This window comes from Streptomyces sp. NBC_00012 (assembly GCF_045040875.1).
GTDB lineage: Bacteria > Actinomycetota > Actinomycetes > Streptomycetales > Streptomycetaceae > Streptomyces.
Genome location: NZ_CP108309.1, coordinates 6188500 through 6209082, shown reverse-complemented (window position 1 = coordinate 6209082; position 20583 = coordinate 6188500). Strand labels below are relative to the sequence as shown.

Annotated in this window: 18 protein-coding genes and 1 pseudogene; 14 read left to right on the top strand and 5 right to left on the bottom strand. The window is 71.7% G+C overall.

Features of this window, described 5'->3' with window-relative positions; all coding sequences use genetic code 11:
* The first annotated feature begins 369 nt into the window (after window positions 1-369).
* Window positions 370-2808 (top strand): polysaccharide lyase 8 family protein, encoded by a 2439-nt coding sequence (locus OHA19_RS28500; RefSeq protein WP_405752109.1) that lies wholly within the window; start codon window positions 370-372, stop codon window positions 2806-2808.
* A gap of 191 nt (window positions 2809-2999) precedes the next feature.
* On the opposite strand, the gene OHA19_RS28495 is transcribed toward OHA19_RS28500, so the two are convergent.
* On the bottom strand, window positions 3000-3614 hold the full coding sequence (locus OHA19_RS28495; protein WP_405712113.1) for a TetR/AcrR family transcriptional regulator: 615 nt from the start codon (window positions 3612-3614) through the stop codon (window positions 3000-3002).
* A 120-nt stretch (window positions 3615-3734) separates the two neighbouring features.
* Here OHA19_RS28495 and OHA19_RS28490 point away from each other — a divergent pair, with 120 nt between their 5' ends.
* Window positions 3735-4577, top strand: coding sequence for a class I SAM-dependent methyltransferase (locus OHA19_RS28490; protein WP_405712115.1), 843 nt, complete (start codon window positions 3735-3737; stop codon window positions 4575-4577).
* Window positions 4578-4666: 89 nt separating this feature from the next.
* Here the strand turns inward: OHA19_RS28490 and OHA19_RS28485 are convergent, their stop codons facing one another.
* The gene (locus OHA19_RS28485; RefSeq protein WP_405752106.1) at window positions 4667-6133 is read right to left on the bottom strand and encodes an MFS transporter; all 1467 of its coding nucleotides are present in this window, start codon (window positions 6131-6133) and stop codon (window positions 4667-4669) included.
* A gap of 225 nt (window positions 6134-6358) precedes the next feature.
* Here OHA19_RS28485 and OHA19_RS28480 point away from each other — a divergent pair, with 225 nt between their 5' ends.
* The 6 genes and pseudogenes from OHA19_RS28480 to OHA19_RS28455 all read left to right on the top strand — a co-directional run bounded on the left by OHA19_RS28480 (window position 6359) and on the right by OHA19_RS28455 (window position 10229).
* Complete coding sequence (locus OHA19_RS28480) at window positions 6359-7276, top strand: NADP-dependent oxidoreductase (RefSeq protein ID WP_405721389.1); 918 nt, start codon at window positions 6359-6361, stop codon at window positions 7274-7276.
* Window positions 7277-7391: 115 nt separating this feature from the next.
* Entirely contained in the window at window positions 7392-7592 is a 201-nt protein-coding gene (locus tag OHA19_RS28475) for a hypothetical protein (protein ID WP_405712119.1), read from the top strand.
* A 251-nt stretch (window positions 7593-7843) separates the two neighbouring features.
* Window positions 7844-8185, top strand: coding sequence for an ArsR/SmtB family transcription factor (locus tag OHA19_RS28470; protein ID WP_405712121.1), 342 nt, complete (start codon window positions 7844-7846; stop codon window positions 8183-8185).
* Window positions 8182-9296, top strand: a pseudogene (locus tag OHA19_RS28465) (SulP family inorganic anion transporter). The gene OHA19_RS28470 and the pseudogene OHA19_RS28465 overlap by 4 nt, the downstream one beginning before the upstream one ends.
* Before the next feature lie 50 nt (window positions 9297-9346).
* Window positions 9347-9730 (top strand): ATP-binding protein, encoded by a 384-nt coding sequence (locus OHA19_RS28460; RefSeq protein WP_405721392.1) that lies wholly within the window; start codon window positions 9347-9349, stop codon window positions 9728-9730.
* 145 nt (window positions 9731-9875) lie between these two features.
* On the top strand, window positions 9876-10229 hold the full coding sequence (locus OHA19_RS28455) for a zinc ribbon domain-containing protein YjdM (protein WP_405721395.1): 354 nt from the start codon (window positions 9876-9878) through the stop codon (window positions 10227-10229).
* A gap of 35 nt (window positions 10230-10264) precedes the next feature.
* Here OHA19_RS28455 and OHA19_RS28450 read toward each other — a convergent pair whose 3' ends face one another.
* The 3 genes from OHA19_RS28450 to OHA19_RS28440 form a co-directional block, all read right to left on the bottom strand.
* Window positions 10265-11050, bottom strand: a complete 786-nt coding sequence (locus OHA19_RS28450; protein WP_405712125.1) for a MerR family transcriptional regulator — start codon at window positions 11048-11050, stop codon at window positions 10265-10267.
* 159 nt (window positions 11051-11209) lie between these two features.
* A complete protein-coding gene (locus OHA19_RS28445) occupies window positions 11210-12292 on the bottom strand; it encodes a serine hydrolase domain-containing protein (protein WP_405753322.1) in 1083 nt (360 codons plus the stop codon).
* A gap of 410 nt (window positions 12293-12702) precedes the next feature.
* Window positions 12703-12903 (bottom strand): SCO3870 family protein, encoded by a 201-nt coding sequence (locus tag OHA19_RS28440; protein ID WP_405712127.1) that lies wholly within the window; start codon window positions 12901-12903, stop codon window positions 12703-12705.
* Between the two features lie 315 nt (window positions 12904-13218).
* Here OHA19_RS28440 and OHA19_RS28435 point away from each other — a divergent pair, with 315 nt between their 5' ends.
* From OHA19_RS28435 to OHA19_RS28410, 6 genes are read left to right on the top strand one after another with little or no spacing between them, the layout of a single operon-like run.
* The gene (locus OHA19_RS28435) at window positions 13219-14424 is read left to right on the top strand and encodes an aminotransferase class V-fold PLP-dependent enzyme (protein WP_405752104.1); all 1206 of its coding nucleotides are present in this window, start codon (window positions 13219-13221) and stop codon (window positions 14422-14424) included.
* Window positions 14409-15740 carry an ABC transporter substrate-binding protein gene (locus OHA19_RS28430; protein ID WP_405712131.1) on the top strand — a complete coding sequence of 444 codons (1332 nt, stop codon included), beginning with the start codon at window positions 14409-14411 and terminating at the stop codon, window positions 15738-15740. Before OHA19_RS28435 ends, OHA19_RS28430 begins: the two co-directional genes overlap by 16 nt.
* A gap of 5 nt (window positions 15741-15745) precedes the next feature.
* Window positions 15746-16702: a carbohydrate ABC transporter permease gene (locus OHA19_RS28425; protein WP_405752101.1), complete on the top strand. Its 957-nt coding sequence runs from the start codon at window positions 15746-15748 to the stop codon at window positions 16700-16702.
* On the top strand, window positions 16699-17517 hold the full coding sequence (locus OHA19_RS28420) for a carbohydrate ABC transporter permease (protein WP_405752099.1): 819 nt from the start codon (window positions 16699-16701) through the stop codon (window positions 17515-17517). Before OHA19_RS28425 ends, OHA19_RS28420 begins: the two co-directional genes overlap by 4 nt.
* 5 nt (window positions 17518-17522) lie before the next feature.
* Window positions 17523-19445: a glycoside hydrolase family 36 protein gene (locus tag OHA19_RS28415; RefSeq protein WP_405752096.1), complete on the top strand. Its 1923-nt coding sequence runs from the start codon at window positions 17523-17525 to the stop codon at window positions 19443-19445.
* 58 nt (window positions 19446-19503) lie between these two features.
* The gene (locus OHA19_RS28410) at window positions 19504-20532 is read left to right on the top strand and encodes a LacI family DNA-binding transcriptional regulator (protein WP_405712138.1); all 1029 of its coding nucleotides are present in this window, start codon (window positions 19504-19506) and stop codon (window positions 20530-20532) included.
* Window positions 20533-20583: the final 51 nt, after the last annotated feature.

The following is a 20583-nucleotide window of genomic DNA, read 5'->3' as shown; positions in this document are numbered from 1 at the left end:
CCATCTGATCCGCCCGCACATCCGGAGCAGCCGCCCCATCCGCACACCCGAACCAGATGTCACTTCCGCACACCCGGAGCGGCTGTTCCACCAGCGCGCCCGAGGCGGCTGAACACCCGTCGTCGCGCCGGCCCGCCACCTCCGTACCGGCTCACCGAACTCCCGTGCACCGGCGGCCGGTTACCGGCATCCGGTGCCCCGGTCCACCCGGCTGACGGCTTCCACCGGCACGGACGCCGCGGGGTGCACCCGTCCGCTCCGGACCGTACGGCGACCCGGGCGACCTCTTGAGTACCCCAACGCCCCCATGCTAGAAAACGCTTACCACGCTGGCATTCCCGCACTGGCTCACTCTCCCCCGGAGCTTCGATGACAACTGCCTGGTCCCGTCGTGCCCTGCTGGCCACGGGCGGCGGTGCGGCGCTCGCCCTCGGCCTGCCGACCGCCGCGTCCGCCTCCGGCTCCGCCGCCCTCCCCGCTTCCGCCGCCTCCACCGACGCGGCCGACGCCGCCGACGATTTCGCCGCTCTGCGTGCGAAGTGGCGCGATCTGTACCTGGGAACCGGTTTCAGCCCGACCGCCGAGCCCTTCAAGTCCAAGCTCGCCGACCTCGGCGCCCAGGCAAGCGGTTTCCGTTCCACGATGGCCCCCGCGCGCGGCTCCCTCTGGCCGGACCTGGTCTATCTCGACCCCGAACCGGACACCGACACCGAGTCGTTCAACTTCTCCGCCAACATGAACACCGGCTACAACCGGCTGCGCACCATGGCGGAGGCGTACTCCCAGCCCGGCACCGGGGTCACCGGCGACACCGGCCTCAGGGACGCGGTCATCACCGGCCTCGACCACCTCCACGCCGACGTCTTCAACAAGACCACCACCCGCTACGGGAACTGGTGGAACTGGCAGATCGGCGCACCCCAGGCCCTCATGGACACCTGCGTGCTGCTGTACGACGCCCTGTCGGAGACTCAGAAGGCGGACTACTGCGGGGCCGTCGACAAGTTCCTGCCCGACTCCGCCGTCGACGACTACACCGGCACCAGCACCGGCGCCAACCGCGTCGACCTGTGCCGGGGCATGATCCTGCGCGGCATCGTCGGCGCCGACGCGGCCAAGATCGCGCACGCGGTCGCCGCGCTGTCGCCGGTCTTCCCGTACGTCACGACCGGCGACGGCTTCTACCCGGACGGCTCCTTCGTCCAGCACACCTCCATCCCGTACATCGGTGGCTACGGCGCGGTCCTCAACGACGGGCTGGGCCGGCTCTTCGCCCTGCTGCGCGGTTCCGCCTGGGAGATCACCGATCCGGGCAGCCGGCAGTTCCTCGACACCATCGACGCGGCCATCGCCCCGTTCATCTACGACGGCCTGATGATGGACAACGTCTCGGGCCGCGGCATCACCCGCGCCGGCTCCAGCGACCACACCCGCGCCCACGGCGTGATGGCCTCCATCGTGCTGCTGGGCATGGGCGCCGGCCCCGAGGAGAACGCCCGCTGGCGCGCCATGGTCAAGGGCTGGCTGCAGCGCGACTACTACGCCCCGGCACTCAGGGCCGGGTCCCTGAGCCTGGTCAACACCGCCCGGTTGCAGACCCTGTTGGACGACACGACCGTCACCGCGTCGCCGGAGCCGGCCGCGCACCGGGCCTTCCACAACATGGACCGGGTCACCCACCGCCGCCGCGGCTGGGGCGCCGGTCTCTCGATGGCCTCCGAGCGGATCGCCCACTACGAGTTCGGCAACGGCGAGAACAAGCGCGGCTGGCACACCGGCGCGGGCTGGCTGCAGTGGTGGGGCGACGGCGCGGGTCTCGAACAGTACTCGGACGCGTACTGGCCGACCGTCGACCCGTACCGGCTGCCCGGCATCACCGTCTCCCGGAAGAAGCTCGCCGACGGGCAGGGCGGCGCCTGGGCCAACCCGAAGCCGGGCACGAAATGGGTCGGCGGCACCGGTGACGGCGAGTTCGGCACCACCGGCCAGCACCTCCAGGGCCTGGCGAGCACGATGCGAGCCCGCAAGTCGTGGTTCTGGCTCGACGACTGCGTGGTCTGCCTCGGCTCCGGCATCACCTCCGCCGACGGCGCGGGCGTCGAGACGGTCGTCGACAACCGCTGCCTCGGCGCCGGCGGCACCCAGCGGCTGCTGCTCGACGGCGAGGCCCAGCCCGCCACCCAGGGCTGGACCACCACCCGCACCACCACCTGGGCCCACCTCGACCGGCACGCCGGATACGTCTTCCCCGGCGGCACCGAGCTGCACGCGCTGCGCGAGGAGCGCACCGGTGCCTGGAAGGACATCAACGACGGCGGCACCGCCACGCCCGACACCCGCCGATACCTGACCCTCTGGCAGGACCACGGCACCGACCCGGCGGGCGGCTCGTACGCGTACATCCTGCTGCCGGGCGCGAGCAGCAAGCGCACCGCCGACCGCGCCGCGGACACCGGCTGGCTGCAGATCCTCGCCAATGACGCCGGGCGCACCGGCGTCAGCGTTCCCTCCCTCGGCTTCACCGGCGTCAACTTCTGGGCGGCGGGCACGGCGGGCAAGGTCACGGCGAGCGCGCCGGTCTGCGTGCAGATCCACGAGAAGCGCGACGGCACCGCCACGATCTGCGTCTCCGACCCGTCCCGCACCGTCACCGGCCTCACCCTCACCTGGCGGCGGCCCGTCAAGTCCGTCCTGTCCAGGGCGGAGAGCGTCACCGACGTCCGGACCGGATCCTCGGTGACCGTGACCTTCGGCGACCTGAGCCGGAGCCGCGGCGCCACGCACACGGTGCGTGTCCGGGTGCGGTGATCGCGGGCCTCGTGCGTGACCCCGGGCCGTGATCGCGGGCCGCGTGCGGTGACCCCGGGAAGGCCCGGCGTGCCCTTCGGGTGCCGCCGGGCCTTCCCGGGCTCCGGGGTTGCGGTTCGCCCCGGCCCACCCGGCGACGCCACCCGGCGGCTTCACCCGCTGACGTCACTCGGCGGCTTCGCCCCGCGATGTCACCCAGCCGCTTCGCCCGGCCCGTGCCGGAGGGCGGTGTCGAGCAGGGCCACCAGCTGCCCGGCCCGCTCCCGCGCCTGTTGCCGGTCGTGCGCGCCGGTCATCAGCAGATGGTGGACGGTCCCGACCAGGGCCAGGGCCGCGGCGGCGGTGTCGGCCCGTTCCGCGACCCGGCCGCCCTGCCGTTCCGCGTCCAGGTAGTCGGTGATCGCGTCCTGGACCATGTCGAAGCCCGGCGCACCGCCCGCCAGGGCCTCGCGGATGCGCGAGGACGCCTCGGGGCGGGTGAGCGCCAGCCCGGCGACGGTGGGGCCGGCCGAGGACAGCAGCGCGAGAGCGATGCCGTGGAGGTTCTCCGCGACCGTGTCCTGCCCCACCCGCCCCCGGAGCTCCTCGGCGTGCCGGGCCACTCGGGCGAACCGGTCCAGGACCAACTCCGCGACGAACTGGTCGAGTCCGCGGAAGTGGGCGTGCAGCAGGCCCTTCGCGCAGTCGGCCTCACCGGTGATCGCCCTGCTCGTCAGAGCCCCCGGCCCGTCCCGTTCCAGCACCCGCTCCGCAGCGCTGAACAGTCGCTCGCGGACATCCGGAGTCGTCACACCACGCGGTGACACGGCGTCCCTCCCTCTCACCCTGTTTACAGTATGGGCGATTGCCCATACCTTGAATGGGCGCTCGCCCATACTAGTTGTTCCAACGTCCGCGGGCGCCTGCATCCACGGGGAGACATCCGCATGCGCCACATCGTCAACAGGGACCAGGACCAGGCATGGAACGGTTACGAGGGGACGTACTGGGCCGAAAACCAGGACCGTTGGGATGGGGTGAACGGAGGATTCGACGAGCCCCTGCTCTCCGCCGCGGCCATCACCGAACGGGACCGCGTCCTCGACATCGGCTGCGGGGCGGGGCGCACCACCCGTCTCGCCGCGCGACGGGCCGGTGATGGCCAGGCACTGGGCCTGGATCTGTCGGCCCCGATGCTGGCCCGTGCGCGGGAGTCCGCGCGGCATGAGGGGATCGGGAATGTGACGTTCGAGCAGACGGACGTGCAGGTCCATCCGTTCGGGCCGGCACTCTTCGACGTCGCGATCAGCCGCTTCGGGGTGATGTTCTTCGCCGACCCCGTCGCCGCCTTCGCCAACATCGGGCGGGCGCTGCGCCCCGGCGGCCGTATCGCCTTCGTCTGCACCGCGCGGGCCGACCGGAACGAATGGCTCCAGGCCATCCAGGGACTGGGCGACCTCCTGCCCGTCGGCGGACTGGGCGCCCCGGGCCCCGGCATGTTCTCGCTGGCGGACCCGGAGGCCGTGCGTGACGCGCTGTCCCGCGCCGGGTACGAGGCCGTCACCACGACGCCGGTCGAGGCGTACGGGACCTGGGGCCGGGACGCCGCCGACGCCGCCGCCTTCCTGCTGGGCTCCGGCCCCGGCCGGCACCTGATGGGCCAGGCCGGGGAGGACGACCGGGATCGGGCCCGGCAGCGGCTCGTCGACCTCCTGCGGCCGCACGAGCGGGAAGGCGCACTCCGACTGCGCAGTGCCGCCCGGTTGGTCACCGCCCGACGGCCCGGGTGAACGAGGGGCGGCGTCCGCTGCCGGGGCGGGCATCCGCCCCGGCAGCGGACGCCGCCCGGCCGCAGCCGTCGAGGAACACCCGCCCCCTTTCAGGCCGCGGCCTTTTCCGGCCGGTCGCCACTGTCCACACCCTCGCCCTCGCCCCCGGCGGCGGGTGCGGTGCGCAGGGTCAGCAGGGCGGCGAGGCCGCCGACCACCGCGAGGGCCGCGGCGCCGAGGAAGGCGGCGGAGAAGCCGTTGGTGAGCGCCACCGGGTCCCCCGGCTCACGGGCGCCGTGCGCGGCGGCCAGTGCCGTCATGGCGGCGAGGCCCAGTGCGGAGCCGACCTGGTAGCTGGTGTTGACGATCCCCGAGGCGAGACCGCTCTCCTCCGGCCGGGCGCTGGAGAGCGCGGTGCCGAGCGACGGAATGAACGCCAGCGACATGCCCACCGCCGAGAGCAGGGAGGCAGGCAGCACGTCGACGAGGAAGTTACCGTCCGGGCGGGCGAGCGAGAGCCAGAACATGCCCACGCCGAGCGCGAACAGCCCGACGACGATGAGGGGCTTGGGTCCGAACCGGGAGTTCAGGCGCGGCGCCAGGACGATCATCATGATCATGATGGCACCGGTCATCGGCAGCAGCGCGGAGCCGGAGGCGAAGGCGCCGAGTCCCAGGACCTGCTGGAGGTAGAGGTTGAGGAAGAACCACATGGGGATCCACGCGGCGGCCATGAGCAGCTGAGCGATGTTGGCACCGGCCAGGTTGGGCGACCGCCAGATGCCCAGCCGCATCAGCGGTTCGCGCCGCTTGGCCTGGATCGCGACGAACGCGGCGATCAGCGCCGCACCGGCCAGGAGGACCAGCCAGGTCTCGGCCGAACCCCAACCGGTCTCGGGAGCACGGACGATGGCGTAGACGGCGGCGGCGAGACCCGCCGTGACGGTGACCGCGCCGGCCAGGTCGATCGAGCCGCGTCGCCCCGCGCCCGAAGGCATGACGGCGGGCGTGGCGATCAGGACGACGAGGGCGACGGGGATGTTGATGTAGAACACCCAGGGCCAGCTGGCGTACTGCGTGATGACCCCGCCGAGGAAGACTCCGGCGGTACCACCGGCCGGGGCGGCCGCGCCGTACAGCGCGAAGGCCTTCCCCAGTTCCTGGGGCCGTGAGCCGAACAGGGTCATCAGCAGGGTGAGGGCGGACGGCGCGATCAGCGCGGCACCCACGCCCTGCAGGGCCCGCCCGGTCAGCTCGACCCAGACCTCACCCGCGAGGCCCGCGGTCAGGGACCCCGCGGCGAGGACGACCCATCCGGCGCTGAACAGGCGCCTGGCGCCGAGCAGGTCCGACAGCCGCCCGCCGAGCAGCAGCAGCCCTCCGAAGGCGACGACATAGGCGTTGAACACCCACGACAGGTTCTCCTGGGAGAACCCCAGGTCGGCCTGCATCTTGGGCAGGGCCACGCCGATGATCGACGTATCCATGATGACGATGAACTGAGCCAGGGCGATCAGCCCGAGCGCGGACCATCTCCGCGAATCGGTTGACGCGGTTGGTGAAGCCGACACGGCCATAGCAAGCACTCCTATACGGGAGGGGGGTATCTACGCATCGCGAATATACCCCCTAGGGGTATCTATGGCCAGCGCCCGGCGACACGAGACGGCCAACGAGATCCATCCGGAGCCGGATGCCCCGCCGATCCTCCGTTCGATAGCTTGGACACCGGAGTTGACAGACCGTCATAGACGGCGATCAAACATATGAAACACATCCGGAAGAGGGCGAAGATGACAAAGATGTATCGCGCTGTGGAGTTCTCGGAGTACGGGGGTCCCGAGGTCTTACGCGTGGTGGACCGCGAGGTACCCCACCCGGGTCCCGGGCAGGTGCTGGTGGAGGTCCGCGCCGCCGGGGTGAATCCGCTGGACTGGCAGCTGCGCAGCGGGGCCGTCGCGGAGATGATGCCGGTGGAGTTCCCCTCGGTGCCCGGCGGCGATGTCGCCGGTGTCGTCGCGGAGGCCGGCGCGGACGTGACCGGCCTCGCCGTGGGCGACGAGGTCTTCGGCTCGATCGGCTCCGGCGGCTACGCCGAGTTCGCACTCGCGCCCGCGGCGCAGCTCGCGCGGAAGCCCGAAGGCGTGCCCTGGGAGGTCGCGGCCGGGCTGCCGGTGGCCGTCAACACGGCGTACCAGGTACTCACGGACCTCGGGCTGAAGTCCGGGGAGACCCTGGTCGTGGACGGGGCCGCCGGTGGCGTCGGGTCCGTGGCCGTGCAGCTCGCCAGGCATCTCGGCGCGACCGTGATCGGTACGGCGAGCGAGCGCAACCACGCGTATCTGCGCTCGCTCGGCGCCGAACCCGTGACGTACGGCGAGGGGTTCGCCGAGCGGGTCCGCGCCGTCGCCGGGAAGGGTGTGGACGCGGCGTTCGACGCCGCCGGGAAGGGCTCGCTGCCGGTCCTCGTCGAGCTGACCGGCGGCCCGGACCGCGTGGTCACCATCGCCGATCACCGGGCGGCGGAGCACGGCGTGCGCTTCGCGTTCGCCGGCCCCGACGCGATCCGTGAGCGCCTTGAGCAGGCGGCCGCACTGGTCGTGAGCGGCGAACTCGCCCTGTCCGTGGCCCGGACGTACCCCCTCTCCCGAGCCGCCGACGCCCACCGGGAGAGCGCGGGCGGCCATGTGCGCGGCAAGCTGATCATCACGCCGAACTGACGCCGGGACGCCACGCGGCGGGATCGAAGCCGGAGAGTGCGTGCGCGTGCACGCGCCCTGCCTCCGGTCCCTGTCTCCGGTCTCCTTCTGCGGCCATCGCGCCTACGGTTAAAAGATGAGCAAAGCCGAGCATGAGACCGGTCCCCAAGGGGCGCTTGTCTGCCCGGTCTGCAAGCAGCCCGTGACCGCGGCTGTGAAGAGACGGCACAAGAGTCTCGGAATCTTCGTACCCGTGTGGCACCCCGGCCCCTGCCACAACCCCGAATGCCCCGAATACCTGGAGGACCCGGAACGACCCGACCACCAGGACACCTGACACGGCCGCGCCCGGGGAGTCGCTCACCTCTCGGTGCGCGACTCCCCGGGCGCGCCGGGAATCCCGGGGGACGGCGGTACGCGCCCCTCTCCCCACAGCGGAACCCTCCACGAATCCGCCATTCCACCAATCCACTAATTGCGAAATTCTGCAATTCACTACATGCTGTATTGGCCGTGTCCGCAGGTAGCCGCGGGCACGGCCGACAGAGCGCCCCGGGGCAACGGGGTGGTGAAGGGAGGCCGAAGACCGTGCCGGTTCCGCTGTACCAGGCCAAGGCCGAGTTCTTCCGGATGCTCGGGCACCCGGTCCGCATTCGCGTACTGGAGCTGCTGCAGGACGGGCCGATGCCGGTACGGGATCTGCTGGCCTCGATCGAGGTGGAGCCGTCGGCGCTGTCCCAGCAGCTGGCCGTGCTGCGCCGCTCCGGCATCGTCACCTCGGCGAGGGAGGGCTCGACCGTCGTGTACGAGCTGGCCGGCGGGGATGTGGCTGAGCTGATGCGGGCCGCGCGCCGGATCCTTACCGAGATGCTGGCCGGGCGGAACGAGCTCCTGGCCGAGCTGCGGGAAGCCGAGGTCGCGGCGGAGTGAGCAGCGTGCTCGCCCGGTCCTGGAGCCGGGTCATTTCCCTGCTGCCTGCCCGCGCCGACTTCGTGGTCATGGGCCGCAACCCGCGTCGCGATCTGCTCGCCGGTCTGACCGTCGCGATCGTCGCGCTGCCGCTCGCGCTGGGTTTCGGCGTCTCCTCCGGGCTCGGTGCCGAGGCCGGACTGGCGACCGCCGTGGTGGCGGGGGCGCTGGCGGCGTTGTTCGGCGGCTCCAACCTCCAGGTGTCCGGGCCGACCGGAGCGATGACGGTGGTGCTGGTACCGATCGTCGCCCGGTACGGACCGGGCGGTGTGCTGACGGTCGGGCTGATGGCCGGCGTGCTGCTGATCGTGCTCGCCCTGCTGAAGGCCGGCCGCTACATGCGCTACATCCCGGCGCCGGTGGTGGAGGGCTTCACGCTCGGTATCGCGTGCGTCATCGGTCTCCAGCAGGTGCCGAACACGCTGGGAGGGTGGAGGTCGGCGCGCTGCGGGCGATGGCCCGTGCGACCCGCTCCGACGCGGTCGTGCTGGTGCTGACCTCCGTTGCCACGCTCGTGCTCGACCTGGTCTACGCGGTGATCATCGGCCTGGTCGTGGCGGGCGCCCTGGCGCTGCGGGCGGTCGCCGTTCAGGCACGGTTGGATCAAGTCGACTTCAGGGCCGACCTGCCCGGCGAGCACAGCGAGGAGGAACACGCGCTGCTGGCCGAGCACATCGTCGCGTACCGGATCGACGGGCCGCTGTTCTTCGCCGGCGCCCACCGCTTCCTCCTGGAGCTGAGCGAGGTCGCCGACGTCCGGGTGGTGATCCTGCGCATGTCGCGGGTGTCGACGATGGACGCCACCGGCGCCCTGGTCCTCAAGGACGCCGTGGAGAAGCTGAACCGCCGCGGCATCGCCGTGATGACCTCCGGTGTCCGTCCCGGCCAGCGCCAGGCCCTGGAGTCGGTCGGCGCGCTGGAACTGCTTCGGCTGGAGGGCCGGGAGTACGCCACGACACCCGAGGCCATCGCCGGAGCCCGTGCCCATCTGCGCCGGGCCGGAGTCCTGCCCGGCGCCCCCGAAGCTCCCGAAGCCTCCGCGGCCTCCGAAGCCTCCGCGGCCGTCCGGTGAGCGCCCGGCTCGACGCCCTGCCCCTGCGGCACGTCCTGACCCTGCCCACGATGGGCTCGGCCGTGCGGATCGCCCGCGAGACCACCGAACAGGTCCTCTCGGAGTGGGGGATCAGCCGGCGTCATCCCGCCGTCGATCCGGCGCTGCTGATCCTCTCCGAGCTGGTGACCAACAGCGTCCGGCACGCGGCCCTGCTGTCCCCTGACGTCACCGTGATCTACGCGGCCGGCCAGGACACGTTCGCGTTCGCCGTCCACGACCGCCACCCGTACCGGCCCCCGCTCTTCTCGACGGTCACCGGGACCGGCGGCGGGCTGGGAACCGTCATGGAACTCACCCTCGGCCTGGGCGGCACCGCGGTCGTCCGGGGCGACTCGGACGGCCAGGGCAAGAGCATCTGGATCACCCTTCCCCTGCGGAAGGACCCCGCGTGAGGACCCGGGCGGCCGTCACACCGGTGCGGCCGTCGTACCGGGCGGCCGTCACACCGGTGCGGCCGTCGTACCGCGGCAATATGAAGCCTGCTGTAACCGATGCACAGGAACGACCGAACGAGGCGAGGAAAGACCGATGAGCGATGTGACCGAGGCGCTGCCGCCGTGCCCCGCGTGCTCCGGCGTGTACACCTACGAGATGGGCGCGCTCCTGATCTGTCCCGAGTGCGGCCATGAGTGGTCGCCCACCTCCGCCGAGCCCGCGGGCGAGGGTGCGGCCGGAGGGATCAGGGACGCGGTCGGCAACGTGCTCTCGGACGGAGACACCGTCACCGTGATCAAGACCCTGAAGGTCAAGGGCAGTCCGAGCGGCATCAAGGCCGGCACCAAGGTGCGCAACATCCGTCTGGTGGACGGCGTGGACGGCCACGACATCGACTGCAAGGTCGACGGGTTCGGCTCCATGCAGCTCAAGTCCAGCGTGGTCAAGAAGGCCTGACCGGCCGGGGCCTCAGGCCTCCCGGCGCGGCGCGGTCAGCGGGAGTCCGGTCTGGGGATACGGACACCGGCGGCGCGGAGCTCGGACTCGACGAGCTCGGCCAGCCGGGCAGCGGCCGGTGCCTCTTCCTCGCCGTGGCGGGCGATCAGCTTGTACCGGGTCGCGGCCTCGGTACGGGCTTGCAGGCCGGTCACGATCTTGAGCTGTGCGGGGTTGGCGAGGTAGTGGCCGGCCATCGCGGTGGCGAGTTCCGCGATGCGGGGGTCGTCGGGTTCCCAGGCCGCGGACTCGGCGGCGCGTTTGCTCAGGGCGACGAACCGGGCGTCCAGCAGGGCGAGCTCGACATGGGCGAGGTGCTCGTCGAAGCCTTCGGGAACCAGGGCCCTGGCGAGCACCAAGCCCTCCCGGGCGGCCGCCACTTCGTCCGCGGTGAAGCCGAGTCCGGGCATCCGCTCCAGCAGCGCCACGGCCCGGTCGGGCAGCAGCGCCCGGTTGCCGTCGGCGAGCCGGTGCAGCGTGTCGCGCCGGGTGGCCAGCTCCTCGATCCGTTCGGTGAGCTGCCGCTCGACATCGGCGAGTGCGGCGGCGAACCGCGCCGCGTCCACGTCGAGCAGGGGCCCGATCTCGGCCAGCGGAACCCCGGCAGCGGCCAGCGTGCGGGCCTGCACCAGCCGCAACAAGTCGGCCGATCCGTACCGCCGATAGCCGGAGCTGTCGCGTTCGGGCTCCTCGACCAGGCCGAGCTTGTGGTAGTGCCGAACCGTCTTCACCGTGACGCCGACGAACGCCGCCGCCTGCCCGATCGTGACACCGTTGCTCATCCGCCAAGCCTGCCTCGTGCTCGTGCTCGGCCACCGATGCGTGCACCACGGCCGGGCATGTGGACGGGCCACGCCGGTCCCGGCGTGGCCCCCGGTTCGTCTACTGCCTGATGTGCTGCCGGAGGGGAAAGCCCCTCCGGGCGTACGCGGCACATGTGTTCAGTCCGCCTGCCGAGCAGGATCGGCCTGCCCGCCGCAGAACACCTCGTCGACGAGCCGCTGCGTCGCCTGCTGGAACGGCACGGCCAGGGACAACGCCGCGTCGTCCACGTAGTTCAGCGTGGCGGTCAGGGTCCTGCTGCCGTCGGGTGTGCTGTACATCAGCGCCGCGTGGCCGGCGGCGCCGCCGTTGTGGGTGATGACGGTGCCACCCCGGCCGGTGTCCTGCACGAACACCCCCAGGCCGTAGCCCATGCCGGGAATGGGCGTCGGGTGCGGTGTGCACATCTCGGCCAGCAGTTCGGCCGGCAGGAGCTTGCCGCTCACCAGCGCGTAGATGAACGTGTGCAGGTCCCGGGAGGTCGAGATCATGTCACCACCGCTGGAGATCCAGGACGGGTTGAGACTGGTGACGTCGACCGTCTTCTCCTCGCCGGCGTCCTCGTACCGGAAGTAGGCGTGGGCGTGCGGCTCGGCGATCTCCGTCTCGGTGGTGGGCGCCACGGTGCCGGACAGCCCGAGCGGCCCCAGGATCAGCCGCTGCATCTCCTCGGTGACCGAGCGGCCGGTGACCTGCTCGATCAGCAGCCTGGCCAGCACGTAGTTGGTGTTGGAATAGCTCCAGCCCGTCCCCGGCTCGAACCGTGCCGGCCTGGACAGCGCCAGCCGCGCCAGTTCCGCCGGCCGATAGGTCTTGAAGCGGTTGTCCACCCACTCCTTGCCCGCGGTGGTGGCGGGGATCCCCGCCACCACCGTCCCGTCCTCGTAGTACTCACCGGTGAAATTGAAGACCCCGCTGGTGTGCTGCAACAGCATCCGCACCGTGATCCGCCGGTCCGGCCCGAACTCGGGCAGGCAGTCGGCCACCGGGGTGTCCAGCCCGATCCTGCCCTCGGCCACCAGTTGCAGCACCAGGGTCGCGGTGAAGGTCTTGGTGTTGCTGCCGATCCGGACGTGCCCGTCCGTCGGCGGCTTCGCGGCCTCACCCAACTTGCTCACCCCGGCGCTGCCGACCCACTCGCCGCGCTCGTCGTGCACGCGCAGCGTGATCCCGGTGAGACCGGAATCGACGATCTCTTCCATGGCCTTCTGGAGTTCCGGTCGATCCTGCCCGGCAGCAGCAGCAGCAACAGCAGCCGCCGCCGGCGCTGCACCGTACGCCGCGGTCCGCAGCATGCTCTTGTCCTGGTCGGAAGTGTTGATGGACATGGTGGTTGCTCCCTTGAATCCGTTGTGCCCGGATCGGCGTCCGCCTTGACGTGCCGACGTGAGGAGCGTCCACCCTGACCCAGGGTCAACCTCAACAGTGATCCAGCTCACTTCCGCCTTCCCGGGGGAGGCGGCTTCGCAAGGGGCAGTCACATCACTTACGGATTCGCGACGTTCAATATGACGATCCGTCAACAGAACGTCACGACACGGCGATTCCTCTTGCCGACCACAAGTACCGTGCGGGCGCCGGGACATCAACCTGGCGCCTGTCCGCGAAGAAATCAGTTCGAGTGCGGCCGACCGTCCCGGACCCACGTCACCACAACCAGAGCCGCGGTGACGTACATCAGGACGCCGAACGTGGCCACGGATTCGACGTACTGCTCATGACCGGCCGAGCGCAGCTGAGGCGCGAGGGAGCCGAGCGCGGTTCCGAGCGCCGCGGTGGCGGCGGCCATGGCGACGAATGGGCCCTTCGTCATCGGCGCTTCCCCCAGGCGCTTCCTCCAAGCAGAGAGGCGGTTGATCAAGAGCCGAGACTACGTGCACGGCCATGCCACGGCCGGATGCGGCCGTGGGCGGTCGACCGAGCACCAAACCCCGCTCCACATCGGCCGGTTGAACTCGCTTCGGCAGGACGATCCAACGGTCCGGACCTCACCCGAAGGCGAATCCCGCAGATTGATCACGCCGGAAAGCAGTTGCGTCGCACCTCTTGCCGGGTCGCCCCGAGCTCCCTAATGTGAACCTTCAAATTCCTGGAAAGTGCATGCAGTAAGCCCCGTTAGGAACATTTTTTGAACGATCAACCTCACCGGGCGCCCGAAGCCGCCACCCCCGCGGCCCCCGGTCCGACTCCCGCCCGCGGTCCGATGGCGGGCTACCTCGACTACGCCAGGATCGGCCCGCTCTCCCGCCCGGCCGCCGCCGCGCTCGCCGACGCGACCGCGCTCGCCACCCGCGTCGACCCTGCCGACCTCGACCGGCTGTTCGCCCTCGGCGACGCCGCCCTGACCTCGGCGGCCCGGCTGCTCGACGCCCGTCCGCACGAGATCGCCCTCGCCCCGTCCACCAGCAACGGCCTGTTCACCGTGGCCGCCGCGCTCCAGGGTCCCGGCACCGTCCTGGTGCCCCGTGGCGAGTTCCCCGCCAACCTCTACCCCTGGCTCCGCTTCGCCGGCCGCGGCGGCCCCGCCGTCCGTCTCGTCGAACCGGCCGGGCAGCGGCACATCACCCCGGACCTCCTGCGCCGCCGGCTCACTCCCGATGTCACCGCCCTCGCCGTCAGCGCCGTTGACTCGCTCACCGGTCACCTGGCACCGCTCGCCGCTCTCAAGGAGATCCTCGGGCCCGGCCGGCTGCTGATCGTCGACGCCATCCAGGGCCTGGGCGCCGTCGCCCTCGAAGCGGATGCCGCGGACATCCTCGTCAGCGGCGGCCAGAAGTGGCTGCGGGCCGGCTGGGGCGCCGCGCTGCTGCTGATCCGCGACCGGTGCGCCGAGCGCCTGGCTCCCGGGCTGGGCGGCTGGGCCGGCGTCGCGGAGCCCTTCGCGCCGCGGCATCCGGCGCCACCGCTGCCCGGGGCCGCCGCCCACCTCGCCACCAACCCGGACTTCCCGGCCGCCGCGGCCATCGGCGCAGCCATCGACGACCTGTTCGACCAGGGCGGCCCCGCCGCTGTCGGCCCCCGAATCCGCGCCACCCTCGCCGGCCTGCTCGACCGCGCACGGCGCGCCGGCGCCGACGTCCTGCTGGACGGACTCGGCCCGCACGAGCGCGCCGGCATCGGCACCTTCCGCCTGCCCGGCCACGACCCCGCCACCGTCCACCGCACCCTCGAAGCGGCCGGCCTGGTCACCACCCGCCGCGACGAGTGGATCCGGCTGTCCCCGCACACCTCCACCCCGAGCGCCGCGGCCGACCTGTTCGCCGAGGCGCTGCGCACCCTCACCCACCCCACCACCACCCACTACGCCCAGGAGCCGACATGTCCCACCAACTGAGCCGCCGCAGACTGCTCCAGCTCGCCACCGCCTCCGCAGCCGGACTCGGCCTGACCGCCTGCGGCGGCAACGGATCGGGCGGCGACAGCGGCGCCGACGGCGACAAGGGCCGGATCACCGTCTGGAGCTGGACCACCGCGGCCAAGGCCCTGCGCGGCGTCGTCCCCTCCTTCGAACGGGACAACCCCGGTATCGAGGTCGACATCCAGGACGTCGGCAACCCGGCCATCTGGGACAAGATCACTGTCGGCCTCGCATCGGGCGGCAAGGGCCTCGCCGACGTCCTGCACATCGGCGTCGACTACCTGCCCGGCTACCTGGAGAAGTTCCCCGACGGCCTCGCCAACCTGTCCAGGCTCGGGGCCGACCGGTACCGGAGCGAATTCGCCAAGGGGCTGTGGCCGACCGTCATAGGCAAGGACAAGGCCGCCCACGCCCTCCCGTGGGAGGTCAACCCGCTCGGCCTGTTCTACCGGCAGGACTACTTCGACAAGGCCGGTATCGACCCCGCGGACATCGGCGACTGGAACGACCTGATCGCCGCCGGACCGAAGATCCTCGCCGCCACCGGTGCCCAGCTGCTCGGGCTCGACAAGCCGGGCACCACCCCGGACATGGACTTCTTCCAGAACCTGATGCAGCTCCAGGGCGCCTTCTACTTCGACCAGCAGGGCAAGATCACGCTCGCCTCCCAGGAAGCCGTCCAGGCCCTCACCATCATCAAGCGGCTCAACGACGACGGCCTGCTAGCCGACACCGCGGGCCAGGGCACCCAGAATCGCCTGCTCGGCCAGGGGAAGCTCGCCACCTCCCCCGATCCCGCCTGGGCCGTCGAGTACCTGGCCACCAAGTTCCCCGGCCAGAAGGGGAAATGGCGTGTCATGCAGCCTCCGGCCGCCGTTCCCGGGGGCAGTCGCAGCGCCATCGTCAACTCCACCTATCTGGCCGTCTCCGCGTCGAGCAAGCGCCGCCGGGCCGCCTGGCGGTTCATCGAGTACGCGCTCACCAAGCCCGCCGAGATCAACCGGATGTTCACCTCCGGCGGAGTCTTCCCCGCCCTCGGCGCGGCGTACGACGACCCGATGTTCAGTGCGCCCCACCCCTACTACGGCGGCCAGAAGGTGCTGGAGACCTTCGTCGACTCGCTCTCCTTCGGCTCCGAGGCCACCAACTTCACCGGCGACTACACCCGCGCCCTCAAGCTCGCCAGCGACGCCCAGAGCCAGGTGCTGGTCAAGGGCGCCGACCCGGCCCGTGCCCTCAGGGACGCCGCCGAACGGCTCGCCCAGCAGACCGGTCGGCAGCAGGCGGCCTGACCACCATGTCCCCCGCCCTGCCCGAACGGGCTCCCGCCATCGCCCGGCCGGCCGGCCGCGGCACCCCCGCGCGCACCGGCCGCGCCCGCCCGCGCCGACGCGGGCTGCTGACCCGCGGCTCCGTCCCGTACCTGCTGATCATGCCCGCCGTCCTGGGCTTCGCGATCTTCAAGGCGTACCCCATCGTCTCCTCGCTGTGGATCAGCCTCACCACCGGCAGCGGCAACGACCGGACCTTCGCCGGACTCGCCAACTACCGGCGCCTGCTGAACGATCCGTTGTTCTGGACCGCGCTGAAGAACACCGCACTGATCCTGGTCGTCCAGGTACCGCTGATGCTGTGCCTGGCCCTGCTCGTCGCCCTCGCCCTCAACTCCGCCAAGGTCTGGCTGCGCCCGCTCTGGCGACTCGGCGTCTTCGTCCCCTCGCTGACCGGCCTGGTCGCCGCGGGCGTGATGTTCTCCGTGATCCTCAACCGCGACGCCGGGCTGCTGAACTGGGTCCTCTCCCTGTTCGGCGTCGACCGGGTGAACTGGCTCGGCAGCCCCTCCTGGGCCCGCGTGGGCGTCGTCCTCGTCATCACCTGGCACCACACCGGCTACAACGCGGTGATGTACCTCGCCGGTCTGCAGGGCATTCCCAAGGAGTTGTACGAGGCCGCGATGGTCGACGGCGCGGGGCCGGTCCGCCGCTTCTTCTCCATCACCCTGCCCCAGCTGCGGCCGATCCTGCTCCTCACCGTGGTGCTCTCCACCATCGGCACCCTGCAGCTCTTCGACGAGCCGTACGTCCTCACCGGCGGCGGCCCCGACAACGCCACCCTGACGGTCACCATGTACCTCTACAACAACGGCTTCAGGTACTTCGACTTCGGCTACGCATCGGCCATCGCCTATGTGCTCGCGCTGATCGTGTCCGTACTCGGCGTCCTGCAGGTCCGCCTGATGGGAGAGCGCCGATGAAGTCCCGTCGAGGTCCCCTGCTCACGCTGCTGCTCGCGGGCGCCTTCGCGCTCTGCGTCGGTCCGTTCTACTGGCTCGCCATCGCCGCGACGCAGGAGGACAAGGACGTGTTCTCCTGGCCGCCGAAACTGCTGCCCGGCGGCCACCTCATGGAGAACCTCCGCGGACTCGAGGAGTCCATCGGACTCACCCGGGTCCTGCTCAACACCCTGGTGGTGGCCGGCGTCCAGACGATCGGTGCCGTCGTCGTCTCGGTGCTGGCCGGATACGCCTTCGCCAAGTTCGAGTTCCGCGGGCGCAACCTGTTCTTCGTCCTGCTGCTCAGCACCCTGGTCATCCCCGACACAGTCATGCTGATCCCGGTCTTCCAGATGATGATGGACCTGGGCCTGATCGACTCCTACCAGTCCGTCGTCCTGCCCGGCCTGGTCACCCCGTTCGGCATCTTCCTGATGCGGCAGGCCCTGCGCTCCATGCCCGACGAACTCCTCGACGCGGCCCGTGTCGACGGCGCCGGCGAACTACGGGTGCTGTGGCGGATCGTCATCCCGGTCAACCGGCCGATCATCGCGGCGCTCGCGCTGTTCGTCTTCCTCGGCAGCTGGAACCAGTTCGTCTGGCCGCTGATCGCGCTGCGCAGCCCCGAGATGTACACGCTGCCCGTGGCCACCGCCACCCTCCAGGGGCTGTCGACCACCAACTACGCGCAGGTCCTGCTCGCCGCGGGCATCGCCGCCATCCCCGTGATGGCCCTCTTCCTCGTCCTGCAACGCCAGTTCATCTCCGGCCTGCTGGCCGGGGCCACCAAGGAGTGACCACCGTGACCACCGAACCGCGTCCCGCCGACGAGCGCGCCGAGAACCCGCAGGCGCTCACCGAGCCGGGTACCACCCCCCAGCAGCCGGTCGATGCCGCCCCACAGCAGCCCGTACCGGTCTGGCGCCCGAACACACCGGCCGCGGCGATCGCCGGCACCGTCGTCCACCGACGGCTCGCCACCGGGCTGCACCACTCCGCCGGCGCCCCGCTCACCGTCCACCTCACCGGGTTCGGCTGCGACCGGCTGGAGACCACCGTCACCCCGACCGGCGACGGCGTGGCCCTCATCGAGGTCACGGCGTCGGCCTCGGCCACCGTCCACGCCGAATGGCGGATCCCCTGCGTCGGGGCCACCGCGTACTGGACCCCGGACAACGCCTCCCGCTGGCTGCCGCCGTCCTGGCTCGCCCCGCGGACCGTGTCGCTCGCCCTGGGCGCCCCCGTCGCCAGTCTGATCGGTACCGGGGACCGCGCTCTGTGCACCGCCGCCGCCGGCGAGACCTCCGCACCCGTGCGGGTGGGCGCCGGCGTGGTGGAGGAGAGCGGAGAGTTCACCTTCTCCGTCGAACAGGACCTCACCCCGGACGGGCCGCCGCTGCGGCTGCGGATCGACCTCAGCGGCCGCCACTTCGCCGCCACCCTGCGGGCCGTCACCGCCTGGTGGGCCGAAGGCCTGGACCACCCCGGCACCGCCCCCGCCGCCCGGATGCCCGCCTACTCCACCTGGTACAGCCTCCACCAGAACGTCGACACCGCCGCCGTCGAACGCCAGGCCGCCCTCGCCGCGGCCGTCGGCTGCGAGAGCATCATCGTCGACGACGGCTGGCAGACCACCGACCGCGCCCGCGGCTACGGCCACTGCGGCGACTGGGAACCCAACCCGGCGGCCTTCCCCGACCCCGCGGCCCACGTCGCCGAGGTCCACCGGCTCGGCCTCGCCTACCTCCTCTGGTACGCCCTGCCGTTCATCGGCCGGCACAACGACGCCTGGGACCGCTTCCAGGGCATGATCCTGCGCGAGGAGCCCCAGCTGGACGCGGCCGTGCTCGACCCCCGCCACCCCGAGGTCCGCGCCTACCTGGTCGAGAAGGTCTCCCGCGCCGTCGAGCAGTGGGACATGGACGGTCTGAAGCTCGACTTCATCGAACGCTTCGCGGTCACCGACCCTCCGCCCGCCCCGGCCGGCGCCGACCGCACCGCCGTCCACGAGGGCGTGCTCCAGCTGCTCGCCGACCTCGACGCCCGCCTGCGCCGCACCCGGCCGGACGTGATCGTCGAGCACCGCCAGCCGTACGTCGGCCCGGGGCTGTGGCCGTACGCCAGCATGGTCCGCGCCACCGACTGCCCGCTCAGCCCCGCCGAGAACCGCCAGCGCACCATCGACTGCCGGCTCACCGCGGGCCCGCTCGCCGTCCACGCCGACATGATCATGTGGCACTCCGCCGAGACGCCCGAGTCCGTCGCCGTCCACCTCGTCAACGCCCTGTTCTCGGTGCCCCAGATCTCCGTCGACCTAGCCGCCCAGAGCCCTGACCAGCTCGCCACCCTGCGCTTCTGGCTCGGCGTCTTCCGCCGGTACGCCGATGTTCTCCAGTTCGGCGTCCTGGAACCCGTGCGCCCGGACCTCGGCTACCCGCTGGCCGTCGCCCGCGACCACCGCACCACCGTGGTCGCACGCTACGCACCGCTGCCCGTCGCCCTCCCGGACCGGCACACCGCGGACGGCCCGCAGACCCTGCTCGTCGCCAACGCGGACGGCGACCCCGTGGTGCTCCTGACCGCCACCCGGCCGGAACGGACCCTCGCCCGCGTCCAGGACTGCCGTGGTGAGATCCTGTCCGATACCGTGCTCGACCTCGTCGCCGGGGTGAACCCGGTGACTGTGCCGACCGGTGGCCTGCTCACCCTGACCCGCGAGCACTGACAAGCGGGGGCCGGGGGCGGCCACCCGCCGCCCCCGGCCCGCCGACCACAGAGGAACGATGACCGCTCGACAGGTGACCATCGAGGACGTCGCACTCGCGGCCGGCGTCTCCCGCCAGACCGTCTCGAACGCCCTCAACGCACCCCAGCGGCTGCGCGCCACCACCCTCGCCCGGGTCACCGCCGCCATCGACGAACTCGGTTACCAGCCCGACCAGTCCGCCCGCAGCCTGCGCACCGGCACCCGTAAGGTCATCGGCTATCCCGCCCCCGCCGACAACCCCGCCGACCCCAACCCCCTGATGGGCGGCTTCCTCCAGGCGCTGGTGACCGCCGCCGACGCCGTCGGCCACCGCATCCTGGTGTTCCGCTCCGACCCCCGGCAGGGCGCCGGAGCAGTCGCCAGGTCCTTCAACGGCCTGATCGCGGCCCGCCAGGTCGACGGGTTCGTCCTCTCCGACGTCGTCCACGACGACCCTCGCGTCGATGTGCTCGCCGAGGCCGGCTTCCCGTTCACCGCCTTCGGCCGCACCGCCCCCGGCCGCCCGCAGAACTGGGTGGACATCGACTCCACCGCCGCCACCGCCGCCCTGACCGGACTCCTGCTCGACCAGGGCCACCGCCGGATCTGCTACCTCAACTCCGCCGCGTCCCTGCCCTGGCTCGCCGACCGCAGGGCCGGCTTCCTGCAAGCCGCGGCCGCCGCCCCGGACGGCGCCTTCGAGGTCGGCGCCCCCGACGACGACCCGGTCGCACTTTCCCACGCCGTCCAGCGCCTGCTCACCGGTCCCGACCGCCCGACCGCCCTGGTCTGCGCAAGCGACTGGCTCGCCCTGACCGCCTACCAGGCCGTCCGCGCCGCCGGCCTCGTCGTCGGCGACGACGTCGCCGTAACCGGCTTCAACGACATCCCGCTGTGCACGCTGCTCCAGCCCGCGCTCACCAGCGCGCGCCTGCCCCTGGCCGCCATCGCCCACGCCCTCGTCGACCGGCTGATCACCGCCGTCGAGGACCCCGCCGCCGCCCCCGCGAGCGGGCTGCTGCTTCCTGCGGAGCCGGTCGTGCGCGGCAGCACGCCGGGCCGGTAGCGGCGGCCGTCGGCCGTCACACCGGCCCGGCAGCCCTGCGCGGTAGGACGG

Bases quoted from the DNA above. Each gene is read 5' to 3' on its own strand.
- OHA19_RS28500 (WP_405752109.1), top strand. From the start codon at position 370: ATGACAACTGCCTGGTCCCGTCGTGCCCTGCTGGCCACGGGCGGCGGT.
- OHA19_RS28490 (WP_405712115.1), top strand. From the start codon at position 3,735: ATGCGCCACATCGTCAACAGGGACCAGGACCAGGCATGGAACGGTTAC.
- OHA19_RS28485 (WP_405752106.1), bottom strand. From the start codon at position 6,133: ATGGCCGTGTCGGCTTCACCAACCGCGTCAACCGATTCGCGGAGATGG.
- OHA19_RS28480 (WP_405721389.1), top strand. From the start codon at position 6,359: ATGTATCGCGCTGTGGAGTTCTCGGAGTACGGGGGTCCCGAGGTCTTA.
- OHA19_RS28475 (WP_405712119.1), top strand. From the start codon at position 7,392: ATGAGCAAAGCCGAGCATGAGACCGGTCCCCAAGGGGCGCTTGTCTGC.
- OHA19_RS28460 (WP_405721392.1), top strand. From the start codon at position 9,347: ATGGGCTCGGCCGTGCGGATCGCCCGCGAGACCACCGAACAGGTCCTC.
- OHA19_RS28450 (WP_405712125.1), bottom strand. From the start codon at position 11,050: ATGAGCAACGGTGTCACGATCGGGCAGGCGGCGGCGTTCGTCGGCGTC.
- OHA19_RS28445 (WP_405753322.1), bottom strand. From the start codon at position 12,292: ATGGAAGAGATCGTCGATTCCGGTCTCACCGGGATCACGCTGCGCGTG.
- OHA19_RS28440 (WP_405712127.1), bottom strand. From the start codon at position 12,903: ATGACGAAGGGCCCATTCGTCGCCATGGCCGCCGCCACCGCGGCGCTC.
- OHA19_RS28430 (WP_405712131.1), top strand. From the start codon at position 14,409: ATGTCCCACCAACTGAGCCGCCGCAGACTGCTCCAGCTCGCCACCGCC.
- OHA19_RS28425 (WP_405752101.1), top strand. From the start codon at position 15,746: ATGTCCCCCGCCCTGCCCGAACGGGCTCCCGCCATCGCCCGGCCGGCC.
- OHA19_RS28420 (WP_405752099.1), top strand. From the start codon at position 16,699: ATGAAGTCCCGTCGAGGTCCCCTGCTCACGCTGCTGCTCGCGGGCGCC.
- OHA19_RS28410 (WP_405712138.1), top strand. From the start codon at position 19,504: ATGACCGCTCGACAGGTGACCATCGAGGACGTCGCACTCGCGGCCGGC.